The following is an 18,368-nucleotide window of genomic DNA, read 5'->3' on the forward strand; positions in this document are numbered from 1 at the left end:
AATGAAAACTATAAAACAAATAATATTAGTACTAATCATAACCACTCTTTTTGGCTGTAAAACAGACCAACAAACCAATGGCAAATTAAACGTTGTTACGACCACCACTATGATTAGTGATTTGGTTGAAAATATTGGTGGAGATTATATTAATATCAATGGCTTGATGGGTAGTGGTGTCGATCCACATTTATACAAAGCTAGTGAAGGTGATGTGTCCAAATTAGTAAATGCAGATATCATTTTCTATAATGGTTTGCACCTTGAAGGAAAACTTGTTGAGGTTTTTGAAAAGATGGGAAGTAAAACTAAAACCCAAATAGCCTTAGGTGAAGAACTAGATAAATCTACTTTAATAGGTTCTGATTATTTTGCATCTAACTATGATCCGCACGTATGGTTTGATATCAATTATTACAGACAATTTGCAACTAAGGTAACCAAAGTACTTGCTGAAAAAGATCCTAAAAATAAAGAAGCCTACTATGCTAACGAGAGGGAATACATTGCAAAATTATTTCTATTAGAAAGTGACATTAAGGCGGTTATTGAAACGCTCCCAAAAGAAAAACGCATCTTGGTTACAGCTCACGATGCATTTAATTACTTCGGAAAAGCATATGATTTTGAGGTCTTAGGATTACAAGGATTATCCACAGCCACTGAGGCAGGAGTTCAGGATGTGCAAAAACTCTCAGCCTTTATTATTGAAAGAGACATTAAAGCTATTTTTGTTGAAAGTTCTGTGCCTAAACGAACCATAGAAGCTTTGCAGGCGGCAGTAAAATCAAAAGGCCACAACGTCAGTATTGGTGGTACCTTATATTCAGATGCGCTTGGAACATTAGGAACCGAAGAAGGCACCTATATTGGTATGTTTGAATATAATGTCAATACTATTGTAAACGCGTTAAAATGATGAAAAACAAAATAGCAGTTCAAGTTGACGATTTAACAGTAGCTTATAATTATAAGCCAGTATTATGGGATATTGATCTTGAAATTCCAGAAGGTGTTCTGATGGCCATTGTTGGCCCTAATGGCGCCGGTAAATCCACACTTATTAAATCTATTTTGGGAATTTTAAAACCTATAGCAGGTAGTGTTTCTATCTACGGAAAGTCCTACGAAAAACAACGTTCTTTAGTGGCTTATGTTCCGCAAAAAGGAAGTGTTGATTGGGATTTCCCTACCACAGCTCTTGATGTTGTAACAATGGGTACCTATGGAAGTTTAGGATGGATTAAACGCCCTAGACAAAAACAAAAGAAAGCGGCTTTAGAGGCCTTAGAAAAAGTAGGAATGCTTCCATTTAAACATCGACAAATTAGTCAATTGTCAGGAGGTCAACAACAACGCATCTTTTTGGCTAGAGCACTGGTGCAAGAGGCTGCGATATATTTTATGGATGAGCCATTTCAAGGGGTTGATGCGACTACTGAAATTGCCATTATCAATATTTTAAAAGAACTGCGAAAGGCAGGAAAAACTGTTGTAGTAGTGCATCATGATTTACAAACGGTGCCAGAATACTTTGATTGGGTCACCTTTTTGAATGTCAAAAAAATTGCAACAGGTCCAGTTAAGGATATCTTTAATGATGATAACCTGACGAAAACCTATGGTATTAATTATAAAGTAAGTATTCAGGAATAATGGGTATTCAAGAGTATTTTTCTTTGGTGTTTTCAGATTATACCTTACGCACCATCACACTAGGTACTGCTATTCTAGGAGCTGTAACAGGCATGCTGGGTAGTTTCGCTGTATTGCGAAAACAAAGCCTCCTTGGTGATGCCATCTCTCATGCCGCACTACCAGGCATAGCTATTGCTTTCTTAATTACAGGAGCAAAAGACAGTAATACCTTGCTTGTTGGTGCGCTAGTAAGTGGATTGATTGGTACGTTCTGGATTAGAGGCATTGTTTCTAAAACACACTTAAAATCGGATACCGCATTAGGGTTAATTTTGTCCTTGTTTTTTGGCTTCGGAATGCTCTTGCTTACTTTTATTCAAAAACAACCTAATGCTAATCAGGCTGGATTGGATAAATATTTGTTCGGACAAGCAGCTACGTTAGTAGAACGTGATGTATGGATGATGGCCATTGTAACTGGGATGTGCTTGTTTGTATTACTCTTATTTTGGAAAGAATTTAAAATTCTATTGTTCGATAAAGACTATGCCAAAACCCTTGGGTTTAACACCAAAGCTATTGACGTTTTAATCACTAGTTTTATAGTTTTGGCTATCGTATTAGGACTGCAAACTGTTGGTGTTGTACTTATGAGCGCTATGCTATTAGCGCCTGCAGCTGCGGCAAGACAATGGACCAATAGTTTGGCTAAAATGGTTTTTTTAGCTGCTGTTTTTGGTGCCTTTTCGGGGGTTTTTGGAACAGCAATTAGTGCGAGCCAGAATAATTTATCTACAGGACCAGTAATTGTGATTGTCGCTGCTGTTTTTGTAGTGTTTTCATTTGTCTTTTCACCAAGCCGAGGTTTATTATTTAAACAGATTCGATTTATTAAAAATAGACGCGACCTAGAGTTACATAAAACCTTAGCTTTTATGTATCATATTGCAAAGACTCACGAAAATATTTCACATCCACATGAGATCAAAATTTTGAATAATTTTCAAGGATTCACTAGAGGGACACTTAAAAAACTGGTAGAGAATAACTTCGTCACACTAAAAGGAACGACTTGGAGTTTAACTCAAGAAGGATTTAATTCGGCTTCAAATTTATATAATCAACTAACAAAGAACGATGAGTAACACACAACTTGAAATACAACTTATTGCAAGTATGGTTGCTATAGCTTGTGCCATTCCTGGAACATTTTTAGTACTTCGAAAAATGGCTATGATTAGTGATGCTATTAGCCATTCCATTTTGCCTGGTATTGTTGTTGGATTTTTTATTACTCAAGATTTAAATTCACCACTATTGATTGTATTGGCTGCAATTACTGGAGTCATTACGGTAGTTTTAGTGGAGTATATTCAGAAAACGGGATTAGTAAAAGAAGATACTGCAATAGGCTTGGTGTTTCCTGTGCTCTTTAGTATAGGTGTTATTATGATTGCAAAAAATGCCAATGATGTTCATTTAGATATTGATGCTGTGCTGCTTGGTGAATTAGCATTTGCACCTTTTGATCGTTTGCTTATTTGGGGAGTCGACATTGGTCCGAAATCACTTTGGATTATTGGCAGTATTCTGATGATTACAATCATTTTACTGATTGCCTTTTTTAAGGAATTAAAACTGAGTACTTTCGATAAAGGGCTTGCAGCCTCTTTAGGGTTTTCACCAACATTGATTCATTATGGGCTCATGAGCGTTTCATCTATAACAACAGTTGGAGCATTTGATGCCGTTGGCGCTATTCTTGTTGTTGCCCTTATGATTGCACCTGCCGCTGCCGCTTATTTGTTAACTACAGATTTAAAGAAAATGCTATTGCTTTCCATTCTTTTTGGGGTGTTTAGCGCTATTTCTGGATATTGGCTCGCGCATTGGTTAGATGCCTCCATTGCTGGTTCTATAACTACCATGCTGGGTTTATTGTTTTTAGTGGTGTATTTATTTGCGCCTAGTAAAGGAATTATAGCTGTGATGTATAGAGAGAGACAACAACGTACCGAAGTATCACTGCTTACATTTTTATTACATCTTAAAAACCATGATGACGAAAGTGAACGTCATGTCAATCATTTAAATGAGCATATCAATTGGCAAAAAGTACGTTCAAAAACAGTTCTAGATTTAGCTCTAAAAAACAACATGATTCATATTGATCACGACGTTGTTTCATTAACTCAAAAAGGAGATGAATTTACCTCAAAAGCTATTGATTATATTATAACTAATGAAGATACTCAAATAGAAGACATGAAAGATGATTTCTTCTTATTTAGAGGTTAATCAATTCCTCAGTTTTTATCTCGCACAGTTGACACAAAACAAGCTTTCTGGCCTAATAAGTATTCTGCCTAACGGAATCACTTGTTTGCATTTTAAACAGATACCGAAGTCGTCATCATTAATTTTAGAGAGCACAATTTTTAACGTGTTGAGTTTGCTTTCTGCTTGCCGTAAAGAGGCTTCATTTATAGTTTTATTATTGATGGCATCCATTCTGCTCACGCGACCAATAGCATCATTAGGAGCAATGGGTTTGCTAAGCTCTTTGTAATGTTCTATAGATGTTTCGGTTTTTAATATTTCATCTAGAATCGTAATTTTTATTTGTGCTTTGTCCATAACGTTTAATCGAATTCATGATGTAATTCATCTAAAATAAGCGATTTAAACGAAAGTTTTACTTTTATTAGCGACAACAGCACTCTTAATCTACGACTATGGAAATCATCGAATATATGATTGGTAAAGGCGGAATAATGATTCTAGGCCTTATTGTCGTTGTTATATTTGTCTACAGAAAATATAAAGAAAAACGCTATTTTAAAGACATTGAGAGACGAATAAACAAAAGAGATAAGTAAGGCGATTGCTGATTAAAACCCACGTTCTTTTTGTAATTGTTCATAGGCTTTTTGGACGTGTCTAAACTTCTCTTCAGCACCTTTTTGGTGTTCCTTTCCTAGATGAATGACCTTATCAGGATGGTATTTTTTAGCCATTTTCCGATATGCTTTTTTAACTTCATTATCAGTAGCTTCTTTAGTGATTTCTAAAATTTTATAGGCATTGTCACTGCTATTATAAAACATGGCTTTTATACTTCCGTAGTCTCGAGAGCTGATACCTAAATACCCAGAAATCATATAGATTTGCGAGACTTCGTTATCGGTTACCATGCCATCAGCTTTTGCTATTCCGAAGAGAAAATGTAGCAGTTGAAGTCTAGCGGCATGATCCATCATTTCTTTAATCTGTAAACAAACTTTTCGCGTTGGAATTTGTTGTTTATTGATATTCTTAAACAAACGAAATGCATGGTTTGCGCGCTCTTTTCCGTACATATTTACAAACTGCTGACGCACATAATCCAGTTCACGCTGGTCTTGAATACCATCAGCCTTAATCACTACAGAGGCTAACACTAATAGGCTTACTTCAAAATCACCAGATTGGGTTGTAGGTCGTGTTCGATTGCGAGTTCGTGATCGGGAACTATTTTGTCGCGATGATCTTCGCTGTTGCTTAGAATTACCTTCACCCAGCAGAAATCCTCCTTGTTCTGTAGCGCCATCGATTAAACTCCCAATGGCAAGACCAATGATAGCTCCAATAGGTCCTCCAAACGACCATCCGAGCGCACCACCTATCCATTTTGCAAAACTCATATACTATAGTTTTTATTTATATTCAAATATACTATTTGTTAGTAGAAACACTCTAGACTTTGTTACACAATTGGTATCTTTGCAGTCTAAATAATAATTTTAAAAATAAAAATATATGTATCCAGCAGAATTAGTAAAACCAATGCGTGAAGATTTGACCAACGTAGGTTTTGAGGAATTACAAACAGCAGACGCTGTTGAAGCTGCATTAGCAAAAGAGGGCACAACTTTAGTTGTAGTCAATTCGGTTTGTGGATGTGCTGCTGCCAACGCTCGTCCTGGAGCGAGACAAAGTTTACAAAACGCAAAACGTCCAGATCATATTGCAACTGTATTTGCAGGTGTTGATAAAGAGGCTGTTGATGCTGCCAGAGCACACATGGTACCATTTCCCCCAAGCTCACCTTGCATGGCCTTGTTTAAAAATGGTGAATTGGTTCACATGTTAGAACGTCATCATATTGAAGGTCGTCCCGCTGAATTAATTGCCGAAAACCTTATGGATGCTTATAATGAGCATTGTTAGACACTATAACTCTTAAATAGATGATAGAAGCCACGAATTAGTCGTGGCTTTTTTTGTGTATACAGGACATTGAATTATTTTTGCCACATGAGAAAACTTTTAGCATATCCTTTAACAGTCATTTATTTTATGGTATTTGGTATGACATTGCTGTTTTTTCATCCAATCCAGTGGCTTTGTTTTAATGTATTTGGCTATAAAGTTCATAAACTAAGTGTTGATGCGCTTCAGTTTAGTTTAATGCGGTGTTTAAATGTCTTAGGGACTCGTTTTACGTGGGATAATCAATTCGAAATTCCTAAAAACCAGCCGTTATTGATTGTGTCAAATCATCAAAGCATGTATGATATTTCACCAATTATGTGGTATATGCGCAAGCATCATGTGAAGTTTGTGGCTAAACAAGAATTAGGAAAAGGCATACCGAGTGTGTCTTATAATTTGCGCCATGGTGGTTCAGTTTTGATTGATCGTAAAAACCCAAGACAAGCCTTACCTGCTATGATTACGTTTGGTGAGTATCTCGAAGACACTAAGCGCGCTGGAGTCATTTTTCCTGAAGGAACTAGAAGTAAAGATGGTCATCCTAGGCCATTTAAAACTAGAGGACTAGATATTTTAATCAAAAAAACGCCTTCTGCTTGGATTGTTCCAGTAACGGTAAATAATTCATGGAAAATGTTACGCTATGGCAAATTCCCGTTGGGAATAGGAAATCATATTAAGTTTACCGTTCACAAGCCTATAGAAATTGCTACCTTTACGGATAAGAAGGCGTTAGTTACTACTGTCGAAAATAGTATTATTAACGCTATTCGTGTAAACCATTAAATTACAATAACATGTCGTTGAAAAATATACGATTAGAAGTGATGCAACATCTTGAAAAGGACGTTAATCAACTTATCGAAAAATACCTTATTCCTATTGAAAAGATATGGCAACCAACAGATTTTTTACCGAATTCTGAAAGCGAAAATTTTTACGAAGAGGTAAGAGAAATTCGTGAACTTTCAAAAGAATTACCTTATGATTTTTGGGTTGTTTTAGTTGGAGATATGATTACAGAAGAAGCTTTACCATCTTACGAATCTTGGTTGATGGATGTTGAAGGTGTTGATCAAGTAGAACGTAATGGTTGGTCAAAATGGGTGAGTCATTGGACAGCTGAAGAAAATCGTCATGGCGATGTGCTGAATAAATATCTATATTTATCTGGTCGTGTTAATATGCGAGAAATTGAGAGAACCACACAATATTTAATAGCTGATGGTTTTGATATCGGTACAGATCGAGATCCATATAAAAATTTTGTATATACAAGTTTTCAGGAGTTAGCAACTTACATTTCTCATAATAGAGTTGCAAAAATAGCTAAGGAGAAAGGGAACAAACAACTGGCAAAAATGTGTAAAATTATTTCTGGAGATGAAATGAGACACCATCATGCGTACTCAGAGTTTGTAGAACGTATTTTCGCCGTTGACCCAAACCAAATGATGGTGGCATTTCATTATATGATGAAACGAAAAATTGCGATGCCAGCACATTTCTTGAGAGAATCTGGAGATAAAATGGGGACTGCATTTGAAGAGTTTTCAAATACAGCACAACGCATTGGTGTTTACACATCGGCCGATTACGTAGATATTCTTCAAAAACTAATTGATCGATGGGATATTGGTGGTATGACCAATCTATCCGATGAGGCTGAAAAAGCACGTGACTATTTAATGAAATTGCCTTCAAGAATGATTCGTTTAGCTGATCGTATCACAATCCCAGAAAATTCATTTCAGTTTAAATGGGTAGAGCCGGCAAGGTTGAAATAATTCAAATAAAAAGAGATAAAAAACCTATCAGTTACTGATAGGTTTTTTAATTTTAGCTCATGCATACTTCCGAAGACATCATAGAAAAAACAAAGCAATTTGTTAGAAGTGAACTTGAAAACGCCGAAGGTGGACATGACTGGTTTCACATCGAGAGGGTTTACAATAACGCCTTGCATATGGCCAAAGATGAAAATGTAAATACGTTTATTGTCGCGCTTGGAGCCTTACTGCATGATATTGCTGATAGTAAGTTTCATAAAGGAGATGAAACCATAGGGCCACAAAAAGCTAGGGAGTTTTTATTTGCACTTAATGTGGATTCTGTAGCCATAGAACATGTAGTGAATATTATAGAAAATATATCATTTAAAGGAGGTAATCAAGATCAACAATTTAAATCTCCTGAACTGGATGTCATTCAAGATGCAGATCGCTTGGATGCACTAGGAGCCATTGGGATTGCAAGAACGTTTAATTATGGCGGTTATAAAAACCGGAAAATATTTGATCCATCCATTCCTCCTAATTTGCAGATGACTAAGGAGGAATATGAAGCATCTCAAGCCCCTACTATAAATCACTTTTATGAAAAGCTATTGCTTCTTAAAGATCGCATGAATACCGAATCAGGGAAGCGAATTGCATTAAAGCGTCATCAGTTTATGGAAACCTTTCTTGAGGAGTTTTATAAAGAATGGGATGGAGAGAAATAATAAAAAAGGCTCACCATATGGCAAGCCTTCTTCATATGATAAAAATAACATTTAGTTTGATGCTTGGTAAGTAAATGTCAATGAGTAGATACTTGTAGTTTCTCCATCAAATTCGTCAAAATCAGTCGCTGTAATTGTCCCAGAAGTCGGATAATTATCTGAGTTATAGACGAAGTCGGCAGTGACTTCAGATAATACATTTCCTTCTAAATCTCTATAGATGATTTTCTTGATGTTTTTAGATGGAAATAACATTCTTGCTTGTACAATTTGTGGTGCATCTGGATTTGCACTAAAGTTGAGATCTACATTATCCATAACTTCAATTCCGCCTGCGGCTTGAATTGTATAAAAGTAAGGGTTTGGCTGGTTATCATATTGGATTTCAGCTCTGTATTCTTCAGTGATGTCACTATTGGTATTCCAATCGTATTCACTTTCAAAAAACCTTAGATTTACTGGGTTACCATCATTATTATAATTAATGACTTCGCCTGTGTCAAAAGCATCATATGGCGATTCATATAATTCTTCGATTGCGAAAGTATCGCCACTGCTGGCAACATTTGCTAAATCACCATTATTATAAGCTAATATTCCTGAATCGATACCGTCAGAAATACTGGTTACTCGATTAGCATCATCATAATTTACTGTGATTGTTGTATTATCACTCGCATCTTGAGCAGATACAACCGTAATGCTTGTAATATATCTTGCAACGGCATCTGGATTTCCGTCCAAAAACCCATCAGAAGTGGAGTCATCGCTACAAGATGTGCATAACGTTAAAGCTAAAGTAATTATTGATAAAAATTTAAGTTTCATAAAATTTGAATTTAGGTGTATAATTTAATTTTGCCGAAAACAGTAAAACGGATGATTAATAGACAGAAAATTCTTAATATTTTTTATATCAGTTATTAGCCCCACGATATTTTCTACTTATCAATTTTCTTTTGCAACTTCTAAAGCTGTAATTTTAAATTCAATGGCGGCCATGTCTTGACCATATTCAATAATTTGATCTGCCGTTAAATTCTTGCTAGAATTGACAGCATTGAGGATTAGTTGGCCTTTCTTATGGTAATATTCTAAAGCAATATCTATTTTATTTTTCATTGTTTTATATTAGAATTACCGTACAACTAGTTTTAATTCCCCTCTATATTTAGAGGCGCTTTTGCCAGTAATTTCTTTGAATAATTTATTAAAATGTGAAAAATTATTAAATCCACATTCAAAGGCCACATCGGTGACACTCATTTGACTTTCAGACAGTAATTTTGTTGCGTGAACCACGCGATATTCATTTACAAGTTTAGTAAAAGTCTTGCCAGTAGATTTTTTAAAATATCTACAAAAGGCAGGAACCGTCATACTTGCAACGTGAGCAATTTCATTTAATGAAATGTGATTTTTAAAATTAGTATTAATATGATTATAGATTAAATCAATTTTAAAACTGTCTTGTAAATTGGTTTCAAAAGCAAACCCATCTGCATTTAATAGCTCATAGTCCTTAGCTTCAGCCAAATCAAATAGTATTTCTAAGAGTAATATTATGCGTCTAAAACCTTTAACATCGTCAAGCTTTTGGATTTTTAATCCAACTTTTTGCTTAGTTTCTACCTTAAAAAGAATGCCATTTTTTGCACGTTCAAATAAACCTTTAATGCTCGACATTTCTGGGATATTAAAAAATTGGTCACCAAGAAATTCTGGTTGAAATTGTACCAATACCTCAGAACCTTCTTCAGTGAGTCGATCTGTAAAACCATGGTGAGGTAAATTAGAACCTAATAAAATTAATTGACTGTTATTAAAATAAGATAAGTGATTTCCAATATGACGTTTACCACGGCCTTTATCAACATAAACCAATTCGATTTCTGGATGAAAATGCCAAAACGCTTTATTGTCAGTATATTGGGCCATATGCTTATATACAAACACTGAACTTCCAAACTCTGGTTTTATCTTTTCTAAAGTAGGTTTGTTCTGATTCATGGCCTGCTATGAAAAAACAAAGATATTATATATAATATGAAAAATATATAGAGAATTAGCCTAAAAGTATGCTATTTTAACTTTAATGCTTTTTAAATTCTTTATTAGAGATAATATAGTAAATAAAATGAGCTGAGTTGTGGTTTCCAAATAGGACCTATTGCTAGTTTCAACGGAACTAATTCAGTTCTAAGAAATTAAGAGATTTTTTCAGAGGTAGCATATTTTTCACGAAGTTTGCTAATCATCTCGCTAGTCATTTTTTCAAGATCATAGTTGTGCTCCCAGCTCCAGTCGGCTCTAGCCGAAGAGTCATCAATAGACTTTGGCCAAGAATCAGCAATATGTTGTCTAAAATCTGGTTCATAAGTGATTTCAAAATCGGGAATGTGCTTTTTTATAGCTTTGGAAATTTCTAAAGGTGTAAAACTCATGGCTGCTAAATTATATGATGACCTAATTTTAATTTGATCAGATGGCGCTTGCATAATGTTTACAGTCGCATTGATGGCATCATCCATATACATCATAGGTAGTTCAGTGTGCTGCGCTAAAAAGCACTCATACTTTTTGTGCTTTATAGCGTCGTGATAAATTTCTACGGCATAATCTGTAGTCCCTCCACCTGGTAAGGTTTTCCAACTAATCAATCCGGGATAACGTATGCTTCTCACATCTACACCATATTTTTTATGATAATATTCGCACCAACGCTCACCAACTTGTTTGGTAATACCATAAACTGTAGTAGGTTCCATGGTTGTATGCTGGGGTGTATCGGTTGCTGGTGTAGATGGCCCAAATACCGCGATGCTTGAAGGCCAAAAGACATGTTTTATAAAACCATCTTTAGCAAGATTGAGAACATGAAATAAAGAGTTCATGTTTAAATCCCAGGCTTTCATAGGATACTTTTCTCCTGTCGCACTTAGTATAGCGGCCATTAAATAAATGGTGTCAATATTGTACTTTTCAACACAAGTTCTTACTGAATTATAATCTTGAGCATCGACAATTTCAAAGATGCCCGAATTTACCACATCTAGATTATTATAGCTAATATCGCTGGCAACAACGTTTTCTGTGCCATGAATATCCTTAAGTTTAAAAGTTAATTCAGAGCCAATTTGGCCGCAGGCACCAATAATCAATACTTTAGGCATAGCTATAAGGTGTTATATTGTTACCTCAAAAATAACAAGAATAAAGCCTACAAAAAATTTAAAATCGTAAAATTAACAACTCTTTAATTTTTGTTAATTGCCTATGAGATATTTGTGCTTTCAGTATATTTACCTCAAATTGAATTGTCCACACTTATGCGTATTTATTTGTTGTATTATATCGGTTTAAGTTTGTTCCTATCCAACTGTAAAGACACTGGTGTTTCCGAAGTTGTTGAGGAAACACAAGAACAAATTCAGGCACGTACTATTAGTGAAAGAGATATTGACGATCTGCGCTATTCTGATTTTGGGTTGAGTGCAGATTCAAAAAAAGCAGTCAAGGATTGGCAGAAATTTCAAGAGCTTATTAATCAAACGGAATTCTTAAAAAACGGGGATTTAAGTTTTTTTAATGGTGAGCGTTTATTACTCAATACATTTTTACAAGAAATGAGTGTTGAAATGCCAAAACCGTTGCAAACCAACGAAATAATGGCAAGAATAGTGGCACTAGATACAAAAATGCAAAAACTGAATAGTTTGTTAACATTGGGTAATATTGATAAAGAAGAACAACTGCAAGCAATCAAGGAATACCTCATTACATTATCAAATCTTATTCTTCAAATCAATAAGAAATTTGAATTTGAAAAGAATAATGTTTTAAAGCCGCAATAATTTCCTGTTTCATCAGTTATTTTCTTAATATTTTGTTAATATGTAACAAATTTATCTTTAAAGGGTCTAATAAATAACTAATTTTAGTCAAATTAAATTTCCACAAACATTATGAAAACCAATATTAAAAGTATTTTGGTGGTTTCTGTATTGGGTCTTGTTGCATTTTTAGGATGTAAGGAAGAGTCTAAAGACGAAACTGCTATGATTGAGAAGATTCCTGGAATTAATCTCGAAAACATGGACACAACGGTGAGCCCAAAAGATGATTTTTATAGTTACGTTAATGGTAATTGGGTAAAAGCCACAACCATTCCAGAAGATGAAACGCGCTGGGGCGGCTTTGGTGTTTTACGTAAAGCTACCAGAGCTGATGTATTAGATATTATGAATACATCAAAAGAGCTTGGTAAATATGAAGAAGGCACAGACCAAAAAAAGGCACTTCATATTTTTGAAACAGCTTTAGATACAGTAGCTAGAGATAAAGCTGGTATCAAACCTATCCAACCATTATTAGATGCAATAGATAGTATCAACACTCTTGAAGACATGCAAACTATTTATGCCACAACAATTGGAGTTTCTGCTCCATTTGCAGGAATAGGAGCTAACGCAGATCTTAATAACAGTAGTATGAATGTGGCTTGGGTTTTTCCAGGAGGTACAGGATTACAGCGTGATTATTATTTAGATCAAGATACGAAGTCACAAGAAATTAGAGAACAATACGTTGCTCATGTTTCTAGAATGTTACAATATATTGATTATAGTAAAGAAGATGCTGATGCAGCGGCTGAGAAAATCTTAGCAATGGAAACCCAATTGGTTGAGCCAAGATTAGATAAAGTGGCTATGCGAGACGCTCGTAACTATAACAATCCAACATCTTTAGAAGATTTACAAAACATGTGTCCAGCAATAGACTGGAATAAGTTGATTACAGATATGGGTATCACAAAGGAGATGGAAAAACTTAATGTGATGCAACCGACATATATGTCTGCCATGAGTGACTTTTTAAAGTCAACTTCAATTGAAGATATTAAAATCTTAATGGACTGGAGTACTCTTGATAATGCTGCAGGATATTTAAGTACTGAAATTGAAAAAGCAAATTGGGAGTTTTATGGAAAGACTCTGAATGGAGCAAAAAAGATGCGTCCAGCTGATGAACGTGCACTTGGTACCGTTGATGGGACCGTAGGTGAGGCTATTGGTAAATTATATGTAGATGCAAAATTTCCACCTGAAGCTAAGGAAAAAGCAGAAAAGATGATTGCTAACGTAATTAAAGCTTTCCAAAATAGAATCCAAGATTTAGATTGGATGACAGATTCTACAAAAATAAAAGCTGTTGAAAAGTTAGACAAATTTACAGTGAAAATTGCGTATCCAGATGAATGGGAAGATTATTCAAAAATGATGGTGAAAGAAGGTAATTCTTATGCTGAAAATATGTTAGCTGTAGGACAATGGCAAATGGAGAAAAACTTATCTGAAATAGGTGAGCCAGTTGATAAATCAGAATGGGGAATGCCACCACAAATGGTTAACGCATATTTTAACCCTTTAAACAACGAGATTGTTTTTCCAGCAGCAATTTTACAACCACCTTTTTATAATTATACGGCTGATGAAGCTGTAAATTATGGAGGTATTGGAGCAGTTATTGGTCATGAAATTTCACATGCATTTGATGATTCAGGAGCGCGTTTTGATGGCGACGGAAATTTAAAAAACTGGTGGACAGATACAGATCTTGAAGAGTTTACAAAACGTGGAGATGCTTTAGCAGAACAGTATAGTGCTATTGAGGTTATGGATAGCGTCTATATCAACGGTAAATTTACCTTAGGTGAAAATATTGGAGATCTTGGCGGTGTGCTTGGAGCTTATGACGGATTACAATTATATTTTGCGGAAAATGGAAGACCAGAAAACATTGATGGGTTTACTCCAGAACAGCGCTTCTTCATGTCTTGGGCAACCGTTTGGCGAACCTTAACTAGAGATGATGCATTAAGAACTCAGGTTAAAACAGATCCACATTCGCCAGGAATTCAAAGAGCAATACAACCGTTAAAAAACATTGATGCTTTTTATGAAGCATTTGATATTAAAGATGGGGATAAAATGTGGCTAGCACCTAAAGATCGCGTTAGAATTTGGTAAACAAGCCTAGTTATTATTAAAAAAAAGCGACCATTTGGTCGCTTTTTTTGTTTTGTAAAAAAGGCTATTAGTCTTTATTAGCTCCTGTTTTTCGTGCTTCAAGCGCATCTTTACTAAGTTTTGCCAAATTAAAATTAGCATCCATTGTAATAACTTCATTCAGTAAATTGATAGCTTGGTCTAAATTATCAGTTTGATTCATGTTAAATACCACCAGTGCTTTCATGTAGGTTAGAGCACCTTTTAGAGAGACTTCATAAGGTCTTTGCGATTCATAATAACCACGCTTCATGTCAGGTTTCACATTTGCCAAACCATAATCAACACTGGCTTTTGCTCCTGATAAATCTTGAAGCTGTGTTTTTAAATCTGCTATTTCGTAAGCGATATAAGGATTTGCATTTCTTTTAAATAACTCTTCGTAGAATACAACTGCGCGTTTTGGTTGGTTAACCGCTTTTAGTGCTATTGCTTTAACTTCAGTATTAATGTCTGAGTCATTAGGATTTTGTTCAATACCAATGGTATTTAATGCTTCCACGTTACGACCTTCAGAAACATAAACATACGCTAAGGTATCTAGCCTTGCCTGAGATGGTTGAAGTGCTTGTAAATGTGTCATGGCATTTATAACACCTTGAGCATCACCTTGTACTTGCATTTGTTTATAATAGGTTTCAAAGTGTTTTAAAAGTTCAGATTTTGTTTGAGCCGTTGCTCCAATGGTTGTCATTACCGCTAGAAGTAATATGATTTTTTTCATGATATTGATAATTTACTTGCGCCAAAACTAAAAAAATTAATAAGATTAATTCTTAAAAGTCTGCTAATTATTAGAGTTTTACTTTGAACTTGTAATTCAAAAGGCGTACCAACTTTTCAGAATTAATAATTTTCCCTTCACTTTTCTGCTTAAACTCAAAATGAGGAATGGGTATTTGCAAGCTTTCACACACTGTTGTGTAGTAGTTTTTTCTAGTTGGGTGAGGTGTGGTAGACGCATTAAAAACCGTATTCCAAGTCTGATGCTTAAGTATAGAGACTATGATTCCAATACAATCCTTACGATGAATAAGATTTACTGGTGCATCTGGATTTTTTAAATCTGTTTTACAAGATAAGAATTTGGCGGGATGACGGTCTTCAGCAAAGAGACCACCAAAACGTAAAATGGTTGTTTTGAAGTTTTTGTTCTTCTGAAACAGTGCCTCTACAGCAACGAGCTGCTTTGCATTTATAGACCTTGCTGTAGGACTGGTTTCGTTGATAATTGGAATTGATGTAGCGTCTGCGAAAACTGAAGTTGAACCAATAAATAGTACCTGTTTTATTTCAGAGGATTCAATATGAGTAATGAGATGTTCTATCTTCTGAACATAATTACCCTTTGGATCTTTGCGAAGACCGGGAGGAATATTAAGAATGAGTGTTTTACAATGCGCGAGACAGGACGTAATAGACCCTACAACACCTTCCGAAGTTAATTGAACGATAAATGGCGAAACTCCTTCAGTCTCAAGCATCACAATTTTTGATGCACTCGTTGTGGATCCATTTACATGATACCCATTTTCAATGAGATGTTTAGCCAACGGAAGGCCCAACCAACCGCAGCCTATGACGCAAATATTTTGTTTCAAGTTTCAAGTTTTAAGTGATTTGAAATGTACAAATAATTGCACGAATCTAGGTTTTAGTATAATTGACTATTTTTCAGTAACTTTAAGTTCAACACAAAAATTAAATTGGTTATGGGCATTAAAAGTTTTCAAGGAGCAAGGAAGCTGCAAGGGACAGCAGGCACCACAGTGGCAATTACAGTAAGTGATTTTATGACTCGTGATCTCATCACGTTTAAACCAGAACAATCGGTAGAAGAAGTCATTCAAACTTTAATTAAGTACAAGATTTCTGGAGGACCAGTAGTTAATAATAACAATGAATTGGTTGGTATTATTTCTGAAGGCGATTGCTTAAAACAAATTAGTGAAAGTAGGTATTACAATATGCCAATGGAACAACATACGGTTGAGAATAGAATGGCACGAAATGTTGAAACTATTGATGGTAATATGAATGTGTTTGATGCTGCCAACGTATTCTTAGAGTCTAAAATTCGTCGTTTTCCAATTGTTGAAAATGGTAAATTGGTAGGACAAATTAGTCAGAAAGATATTCTCAAAGCGGCTTTAGAGCTAAAAGGTCAAAACTGGAAATAGCCTTATCGTCTTCTAGTATTTGGCAATACTTCAGGGAGGTCAGTGATGATTAGCTTGGTCTTACCTTCACTTTCTAATTCGGCAATTTTAGAATATGGGTATTCAGGTAAGGGCTCATTGAGCGTCTTCCATTTAACAATGCCCGCTGCAGTGATTTGCTCTCCAATTTCAATAACACCTTCGGTAACCCGTAAACTCTTATTAAAACCAAAATAAGTCTCACTTTTGATATTGAATTGTCGAAGTAAAGCTTCAAATTCTGGTGTTGGGTCATTAAAAGTTCCTGATTTCTGTTTGCGGTCTTTTACAAGATGACAAATATAGTTTTTTGGATTGTTTGATGGTTTCACGATGACAAAGTCATTGTTGGTGTTTATAAAGAACTCTTGAAACTTTTCTTCAGATGTGATGGTTTTCCAATGTGAACTTTTTCCAGTACTTACTAGTTGTTCAATTTTTATTTGATAGAAAACACATTGACGTTTTGAGTAAGGGGCAATTAATGGTTCTTTAACATGCAGTGCTTTACCAGTAACTTTGGACAATTCATTGGTTCGTAAACTAGAAGCAGGCTTCACTGGAATTTTTGAGAGCGTTCTAATAATCACATTTTTACCGTTATAATAATAGGCGAGGAGTGCGATAATTCCGATTGCAAGAATAACGATTGAAATAAGTATTGGAACGTTCATAATGTGGTTAACTTGTTTATATAGGTACTGAAATATATTAAAATGTTACAGCCTTAACTTTCTCGTTTTACTAATGCGTAATAATCACCTTCTAAAGGCAAATAGCCTTGATCGTAAACAAAATAATATATCGTTCCAACTTTCGTGGTATAGATACTTGTAAAATAATTAAAATCGAATCCCTTTTCAATGAGTTTGGCTCTAGATACCTTTTTCTTTTGGTCTGGATTGAGGGTTTCTAAAATACGGTAGTTTTTTCTCAAACGATTATTCGTATTTCTAATGAGGTTTTTACTGTCTTTATTAATCGCATTATTATAGGCGTTGCGACAGGCATCACTGCAGAATTTTTTATCAATTCTACCTACTATTTTATTGCCGCATTCAGGACATTGTTTTTGCATAATCTTGGTTTTTTAGTTCATACCAATTAATTAGTTCTCCTTCATAAGTAAATTGTTCATGGTACTGTAATCCTATGTTTTGTAATATTTTGTTTGAGGCGATATTGCCTATTTCGGCAGCACCACAAATGAGATCTAGTTTCAAATTGTCAAAACCAAAATCTAATACTGCTTGAGCCGATTCTTTGGCATAACCTTTTCCCCAATATTTTGGAATTAATCTATACCCTATGTCATAGAAATCGCGTTTACTTCCCAAAGTCTCTTTATCACCAGTGTTAAATTTTAAACCAGACCAACCAATAAAATTTCCAGATGATTTTTCAATAGCAGCGAAACGGCCAATTCCACGTTCATTATATTGTTCAATAATGAAATTAATGATAGTTTCGGCTTGTGTTTTGGTGGTGATAGGATTCTTGCCAAGATATTGATGAACCTTGGGATTGGAGTCTAACTCAAATATGCCGTCCATATCAGTGGGTAATATATCACGCAAAATAAGATGTTCTGTTTCTAAGTAAAAGGTCATAGGTAAAGATACAAAATATCCGTTTGCAAATGACTACAAACATTTACAAACGATTTTAAATAAGTAACTACCGACTAACATTTGCAAGCTGTCCCAT

At 35.1% G+C, this 18,368-nt stretch carries 23 protein-coding genes; 12 read left to right on the forward strand and 11 right to left on the reverse strand.

From position 1 onward, the window contains the following. Position 1 precedes the first annotated feature (1 nt). From BLT57_RS03160 to BLT57_RS03175, 4 genes are read left to right on the forward strand one after another with little or no spacing between them, the layout of a single operon-like run. On the forward strand, positions 2 to 919 hold the full coding sequence (locus BLT57_RS03160) for a metal ABC transporter solute-binding protein, Zn/Mn family (RefSeq protein WP_091422164.1): 918 nt from the start codon (positions 2 to 4) through the stop codon (positions 917 to 919). After that, positions 919 to 1,656: a metal ABC transporter ATP-binding protein gene (locus BLT57_RS03165; protein ID WP_091426639.1), complete on the forward strand. Its 738-nt coding sequence runs from the start codon at positions 919 to 921 to the stop codon at positions 1,654 to 1,656. The genes BLT57_RS03160 and BLT57_RS03165 overlap by 1 nt, the downstream gene beginning before the upstream one ends. Further along, positions 1,656 to 2,783: a metal ABC transporter permease gene (locus BLT57_RS03170; RefSeq protein WP_091422167.1), complete on the forward strand. Its 1,128-nt coding sequence runs from the start codon at positions 1,656 to 1,658 to the stop codon at positions 2,781 to 2,783. Before BLT57_RS03165 ends, BLT57_RS03170 begins: the two co-directional genes overlap by 1 nt. Continuing rightward, positions 2,776 to 3,936: a metal ABC transporter permease gene (locus BLT57_RS03175; protein ID WP_091422168.1), complete on the forward strand. Its 1,161-nt coding sequence runs from the start codon at positions 2,776 to 2,778 to the stop codon at positions 3,934 to 3,936. The genes BLT57_RS03170 and BLT57_RS03175 overlap by 8 nt, the downstream gene beginning before the upstream one ends. A 15-nt stretch (positions 3,937 to 3,951) precedes the next feature. Here BLT57_RS03175 and BLT57_RS03180 read toward each other — a convergent pair whose 3' ends face one another. After that, the gene (locus BLT57_RS03180) at positions 3,952 to 4,275 is read right to left on the reverse strand and encodes a TraR/DksA C4-type zinc finger protein (RefSeq protein ID WP_091422171.1); all 324 of its coding nucleotides are present in this window, start codon (positions 4,273 to 4,275) and stop codon (positions 3,952 to 3,954) included. A gap of 98 nt (positions 4,276 to 4,373) precedes the next feature. Between BLT57_RS03180 and BLT57_RS14020 the strand changes: the two genes are divergently transcribed. Then, positions 4,374 to 4,517, forward strand: coding sequence for a hypothetical protein (locus BLT57_RS14020; protein WP_157717106.1), 144 nt, complete (start codon positions 4,374 to 4,376; stop codon positions 4,515 to 4,517). A gap of 12 nt (positions 4,518 to 4,529) precedes the next feature. Here BLT57_RS14020 and BLT57_RS03185 read toward each other — a convergent pair whose 3' ends face one another. Next, on the reverse strand, positions 4,530 to 5,321 hold the full coding sequence (locus tag BLT57_RS03185) for a TerB family tellurite resistance protein (protein WP_091422174.1): 792 nt from the start codon (positions 5,319 to 5,321) through the stop codon (positions 4,530 to 4,532). 115 nt (positions 5,322 to 5,436) lie between these two features. Between BLT57_RS03185 and BLT57_RS03190 the strand changes: the two genes are divergently transcribed. The 4 genes from BLT57_RS03190 (at position 5,437) to BLT57_RS03205 (ending at position 8,395) form a co-directional block, all read left to right on the forward strand. Beyond that, entirely contained in the window at positions 5,437 to 5,847 is a 411-nt protein-coding gene (locus BLT57_RS03190) for a BrxA/BrxB family bacilliredoxin (protein ID WP_091422177.1), read from the forward strand. Between the two features lie 87 nt (positions 5,848 to 5,934). Then, complete coding sequence (locus BLT57_RS03195; RefSeq protein WP_091422179.1) at positions 5,935 to 6,678, forward strand: 1-acyl-sn-glycerol-3-phosphate acyltransferase; 744 nt, start codon at positions 5,935 to 5,937, stop codon at positions 6,676 to 6,678. 11 nt (positions 6,679 to 6,689) lie between these two features. Next, a complete protein-coding gene (locus BLT57_RS03200; RefSeq protein ID WP_091422183.1) occupies positions 6,690 to 7,679 on the forward strand; it encodes an acyl-ACP desaturase in 990 nt (329 codons plus the stop codon). Positions 7,680 to 7,738: 59 nt separating this feature from the next. After that, a complete protein-coding gene (locus BLT57_RS03205) occupies positions 7,739 to 8,395 on the forward strand; it encodes an HD domain-containing protein (protein WP_091422186.1) in 657 nt (218 codons plus the stop codon). A gap of 51 nt (positions 8,396 to 8,446) precedes the next feature. On the opposite strand, the gene BLT57_RS03210 is transcribed toward BLT57_RS03205, so the two are convergent. The 4 genes from BLT57_RS03210 to BLT57_RS03220 form a co-directional block, all read right to left on the reverse strand. Beyond that, entirely contained in the window at positions 8,447 to 9,223 is a 777-nt protein-coding gene (locus BLT57_RS03210; RefSeq protein ID WP_091422189.1) for a hypothetical protein, read from the reverse strand. A gap of 120 nt (positions 9,224 to 9,343) precedes the next feature. Next, positions 9,344 to 9,517 (reverse strand): hypothetical protein, encoded by a 174-nt coding sequence (locus tag BLT57_RS14110; protein WP_172827424.1) that lies wholly within the window; start codon positions 9,515 to 9,517, stop codon positions 9,344 to 9,346. A gap of 15 nt (positions 9,518 to 9,532) precedes the next feature. Beyond that, positions 9,533 to 10,405, reverse strand: a complete 873-nt coding sequence (locus tag BLT57_RS03215) for an AraC family transcriptional regulator (RefSeq protein ID WP_091422191.1) — start codon at positions 10,403 to 10,405, stop codon at positions 9,533 to 9,535. 197 nt (positions 10,406 to 10,602) lie between these two features. Beyond that, positions 10,603 to 11,568 (reverse strand): NAD-dependent epimerase/dehydratase family protein, encoded by a 966-nt coding sequence (locus tag BLT57_RS03220; RefSeq protein ID WP_091422194.1) that lies wholly within the window; start codon positions 11,566 to 11,568, stop codon positions 10,603 to 10,605. Positions 11,569 to 11,724: 156 nt separating this feature from the next. On the opposite strand from BLT57_RS03220, the gene BLT57_RS03225 reads away from it, so the two are divergent. Together BLT57_RS03225 and BLT57_RS03230 are read left to right on the forward strand one after the other, a co-directional pair. Next, a complete protein-coding gene (locus BLT57_RS03225) occupies positions 11,725 to 12,249 on the forward strand; it encodes a hypothetical protein (RefSeq protein WP_157717107.1) in 525 nt (174 codons plus the stop codon). Positions 12,250 to 12,360: 111 nt separating this feature from the next. Further along, positions 12,361 to 14,424, forward strand: a complete 2,064-nt coding sequence (locus tag BLT57_RS03230; RefSeq protein ID WP_091422200.1) for a M13 family metallopeptidase — start codon at positions 12,361 to 12,363, stop codon at positions 14,422 to 14,424. Positions 14,425 to 14,491: 67 nt separating this feature from the next. On the opposite strand, the gene BLT57_RS03235 is transcribed toward BLT57_RS03230, so the two are convergent. Together BLT57_RS03235 and BLT57_RS03240 are read right to left on the reverse strand one after the other, a co-directional pair. Next, entirely contained in the window at positions 14,492 to 15,187 is a 696-nt protein-coding gene (locus tag BLT57_RS03235; RefSeq protein ID WP_091422202.1) for a M48 family metallopeptidase, read from the reverse strand. Between the two features lie 70 nt (positions 15,188 to 15,257). After that, positions 15,258 to 16,064, reverse strand: a complete 807-nt coding sequence (locus tag BLT57_RS03240; RefSeq protein WP_091422204.1) for an NAD(P)-binding domain-containing protein — start codon at positions 16,062 to 16,064, stop codon at positions 15,258 to 15,260. 111 nt (positions 16,065 to 16,175) lie between these two features. Here BLT57_RS03240 and BLT57_RS03245 point away from each other — a divergent pair, with 111 nt between their 5' ends. Further along, positions 16,176 to 16,643, forward strand: coding sequence for a CBS domain-containing protein (locus BLT57_RS03245; protein WP_091422207.1), 468 nt, complete (start codon positions 16,176 to 16,178; stop codon positions 16,641 to 16,643). Between the two features lie 2 nt (positions 16,644 to 16,645). On the opposite strand, the gene BLT57_RS03250 is transcribed toward BLT57_RS03245, so the two are convergent. From BLT57_RS03250 to BLT57_RS03260, 3 genes are read right to left on the reverse strand one after another with little or no spacing between them, the layout of a single operon-like run. Beyond that, a complete protein-coding gene (locus BLT57_RS03250) occupies positions 16,646 to 17,335 on the reverse strand; it encodes a hypothetical protein (RefSeq protein WP_091422208.1) in 690 nt (229 codons plus the stop codon). 53 nt (positions 17,336 to 17,388) lie between these two features. Then, positions 17,389 to 17,739, reverse strand: a complete 351-nt coding sequence (locus BLT57_RS03255) for a hypothetical protein (protein ID WP_091422211.1) — start codon at positions 17,737 to 17,739, stop codon at positions 17,389 to 17,391. Then, positions 17,720 to 18,271, reverse strand: coding sequence for a GNAT family N-acetyltransferase (locus BLT57_RS03260; protein WP_091422213.1), 552 nt, complete (start codon positions 18,269 to 18,271; stop codon positions 17,720 to 17,722). The genes BLT57_RS03255 and BLT57_RS03260 overlap by 20 nt, the downstream gene beginning before the upstream one ends. Positions 18,272 to 18,368: the final 97 nt, after the last annotated feature.

The sequence above is a fragment of the Formosa sp. Hel1_31_208 genome (assembly GCF_900104785.1).
Lineage (GTDB): Bacteria > Bacteroidota > Bacteroidia > Flavobacteriales > Flavobacteriaceae > Psychroserpens.

Bases quoted from the DNA above. Each gene is read 5' to 3' on its own strand.
- BLT57_RS03160 (WP_091422164.1), top strand. From the start codon at position 2: ATGAAAACTATAAAACAAATAATATTAGTACTAATCATAACCACTCTT.
- BLT57_RS03165 (WP_091426639.1), top strand. From the start codon at position 919: ATGAAAAACAAAATAGCAGTTCAAGTTGACGATTTAACAGTAGCTTAT.
- BLT57_RS03170 (WP_091422167.1), top strand. From the start codon at position 1,656: ATGGGTATTCAAGAGTATTTTTCTTTGGTGTTTTCAGATTATACCTTA.
- BLT57_RS03175 (WP_091422168.1), top strand. From the start codon at position 2,776: ATGAGTAACACACAACTTGAAATACAACTTATTGCAAGTATGGTTGCT.
- BLT57_RS03180 (WP_091422171.1), bottom strand. From the start codon at position 4,275: ATGGACAAAGCACAAATAAAAATTACGATTCTAGATGAAATATTAAAA.
- BLT57_RS14020 (WP_157717106.1), top strand. From the start codon at position 4,374: ATGGAAATCATCGAATATATGATTGGTAAAGGCGGAATAATGATTCTA.
- BLT57_RS03185 (WP_091422174.1), bottom strand. From the start codon at position 5,321: ATGAGTTTTGCAAAATGGATAGGTGGTGCGCTCGGATGGTCGTTTGGA.
- BLT57_RS03190 (WP_091422177.1), top strand. From the start codon at position 5,437: ATGTATCCAGCAGAATTAGTAAAACCAATGCGTGAAGATTTGACCAAC.
- BLT57_RS03195 (WP_091422179.1), top strand. From the start codon at position 5,935: ATGAGAAAACTTTTAGCATATCCTTTAACAGTCATTTATTTTATGGTA.
- BLT57_RS03200 (WP_091422183.1), top strand. From the start codon at position 6,690: ATGTCGTTGAAAAATATACGATTAGAAGTGATGCAACATCTTGAAAAG.
- BLT57_RS03205 (WP_091422186.1), top strand. From the start codon at position 7,739: ATGCATACTTCCGAAGACATCATAGAAAAAACAAAGCAATTTGTTAGA.
- BLT57_RS03210 (WP_091422189.1), bottom strand. From the start codon at position 9,223: ATGAAACTTAAATTTTTATCAATAATTACTTTAGCTTTAACGTTATGC.
- BLT57_RS14110 (WP_172827424.1), bottom strand. From the start codon at position 9,517: ATGAAAAATAAAATAGATATTGCTTTAGAATATTACCATAAGAAAGGC.
- BLT57_RS03215 (WP_091422191.1), bottom strand. From the start codon at position 10,405: ATGAATCAGAACAAACCTACTTTAGAAAAGATAAAACCAGAGTTTGGA.
- BLT57_RS03220 (WP_091422194.1), bottom strand. From the start codon at position 11,568: ATGCCTAAAGTATTGATTATTGGTGCCTGCGGCCAAATTGGCTCTGAA.
- BLT57_RS03225 (WP_157717107.1), top strand. From the start codon at position 11,725: ATGCGTATTTATTTGTTGTATTATATCGGTTTAAGTTTGTTCCTATCC.
- BLT57_RS03230 (WP_091422200.1), top strand. From the start codon at position 12,361: ATGAAAACCAATATTAAAAGTATTTTGGTGGTTTCTGTATTGGGTCTT.
- BLT57_RS03235 (WP_091422202.1), bottom strand. From the start codon at position 15,187: ATGAAAAAAATCATATTACTTCTAGCGGTAATGACAACCATTGGAGCA.
- BLT57_RS03245 (WP_091422207.1), top strand. From the start codon at position 16,176: ATGGGCATTAAAAGTTTTCAAGGAGCAAGGAAGCTGCAAGGGACAGCA.
- BLT57_RS03250 (WP_091422208.1), bottom strand. From the start codon at position 17,335: ATGAACGTTCCAATACTTATTTCAATCGTTATTCTTGCAATCGGAATT.
- BLT57_RS03255 (WP_091422211.1), bottom strand. From the start codon at position 17,739: ATGCAAAAACAATGTCCTGAATGCGGCAATAAAATAGTAGGTAGAATT.
- BLT57_RS03260 (WP_091422213.1), bottom strand. From the start codon at position 18,271: ATGACCTTTTACTTAGAAACAGAACATCTTATTTTGCGTGATATATTA.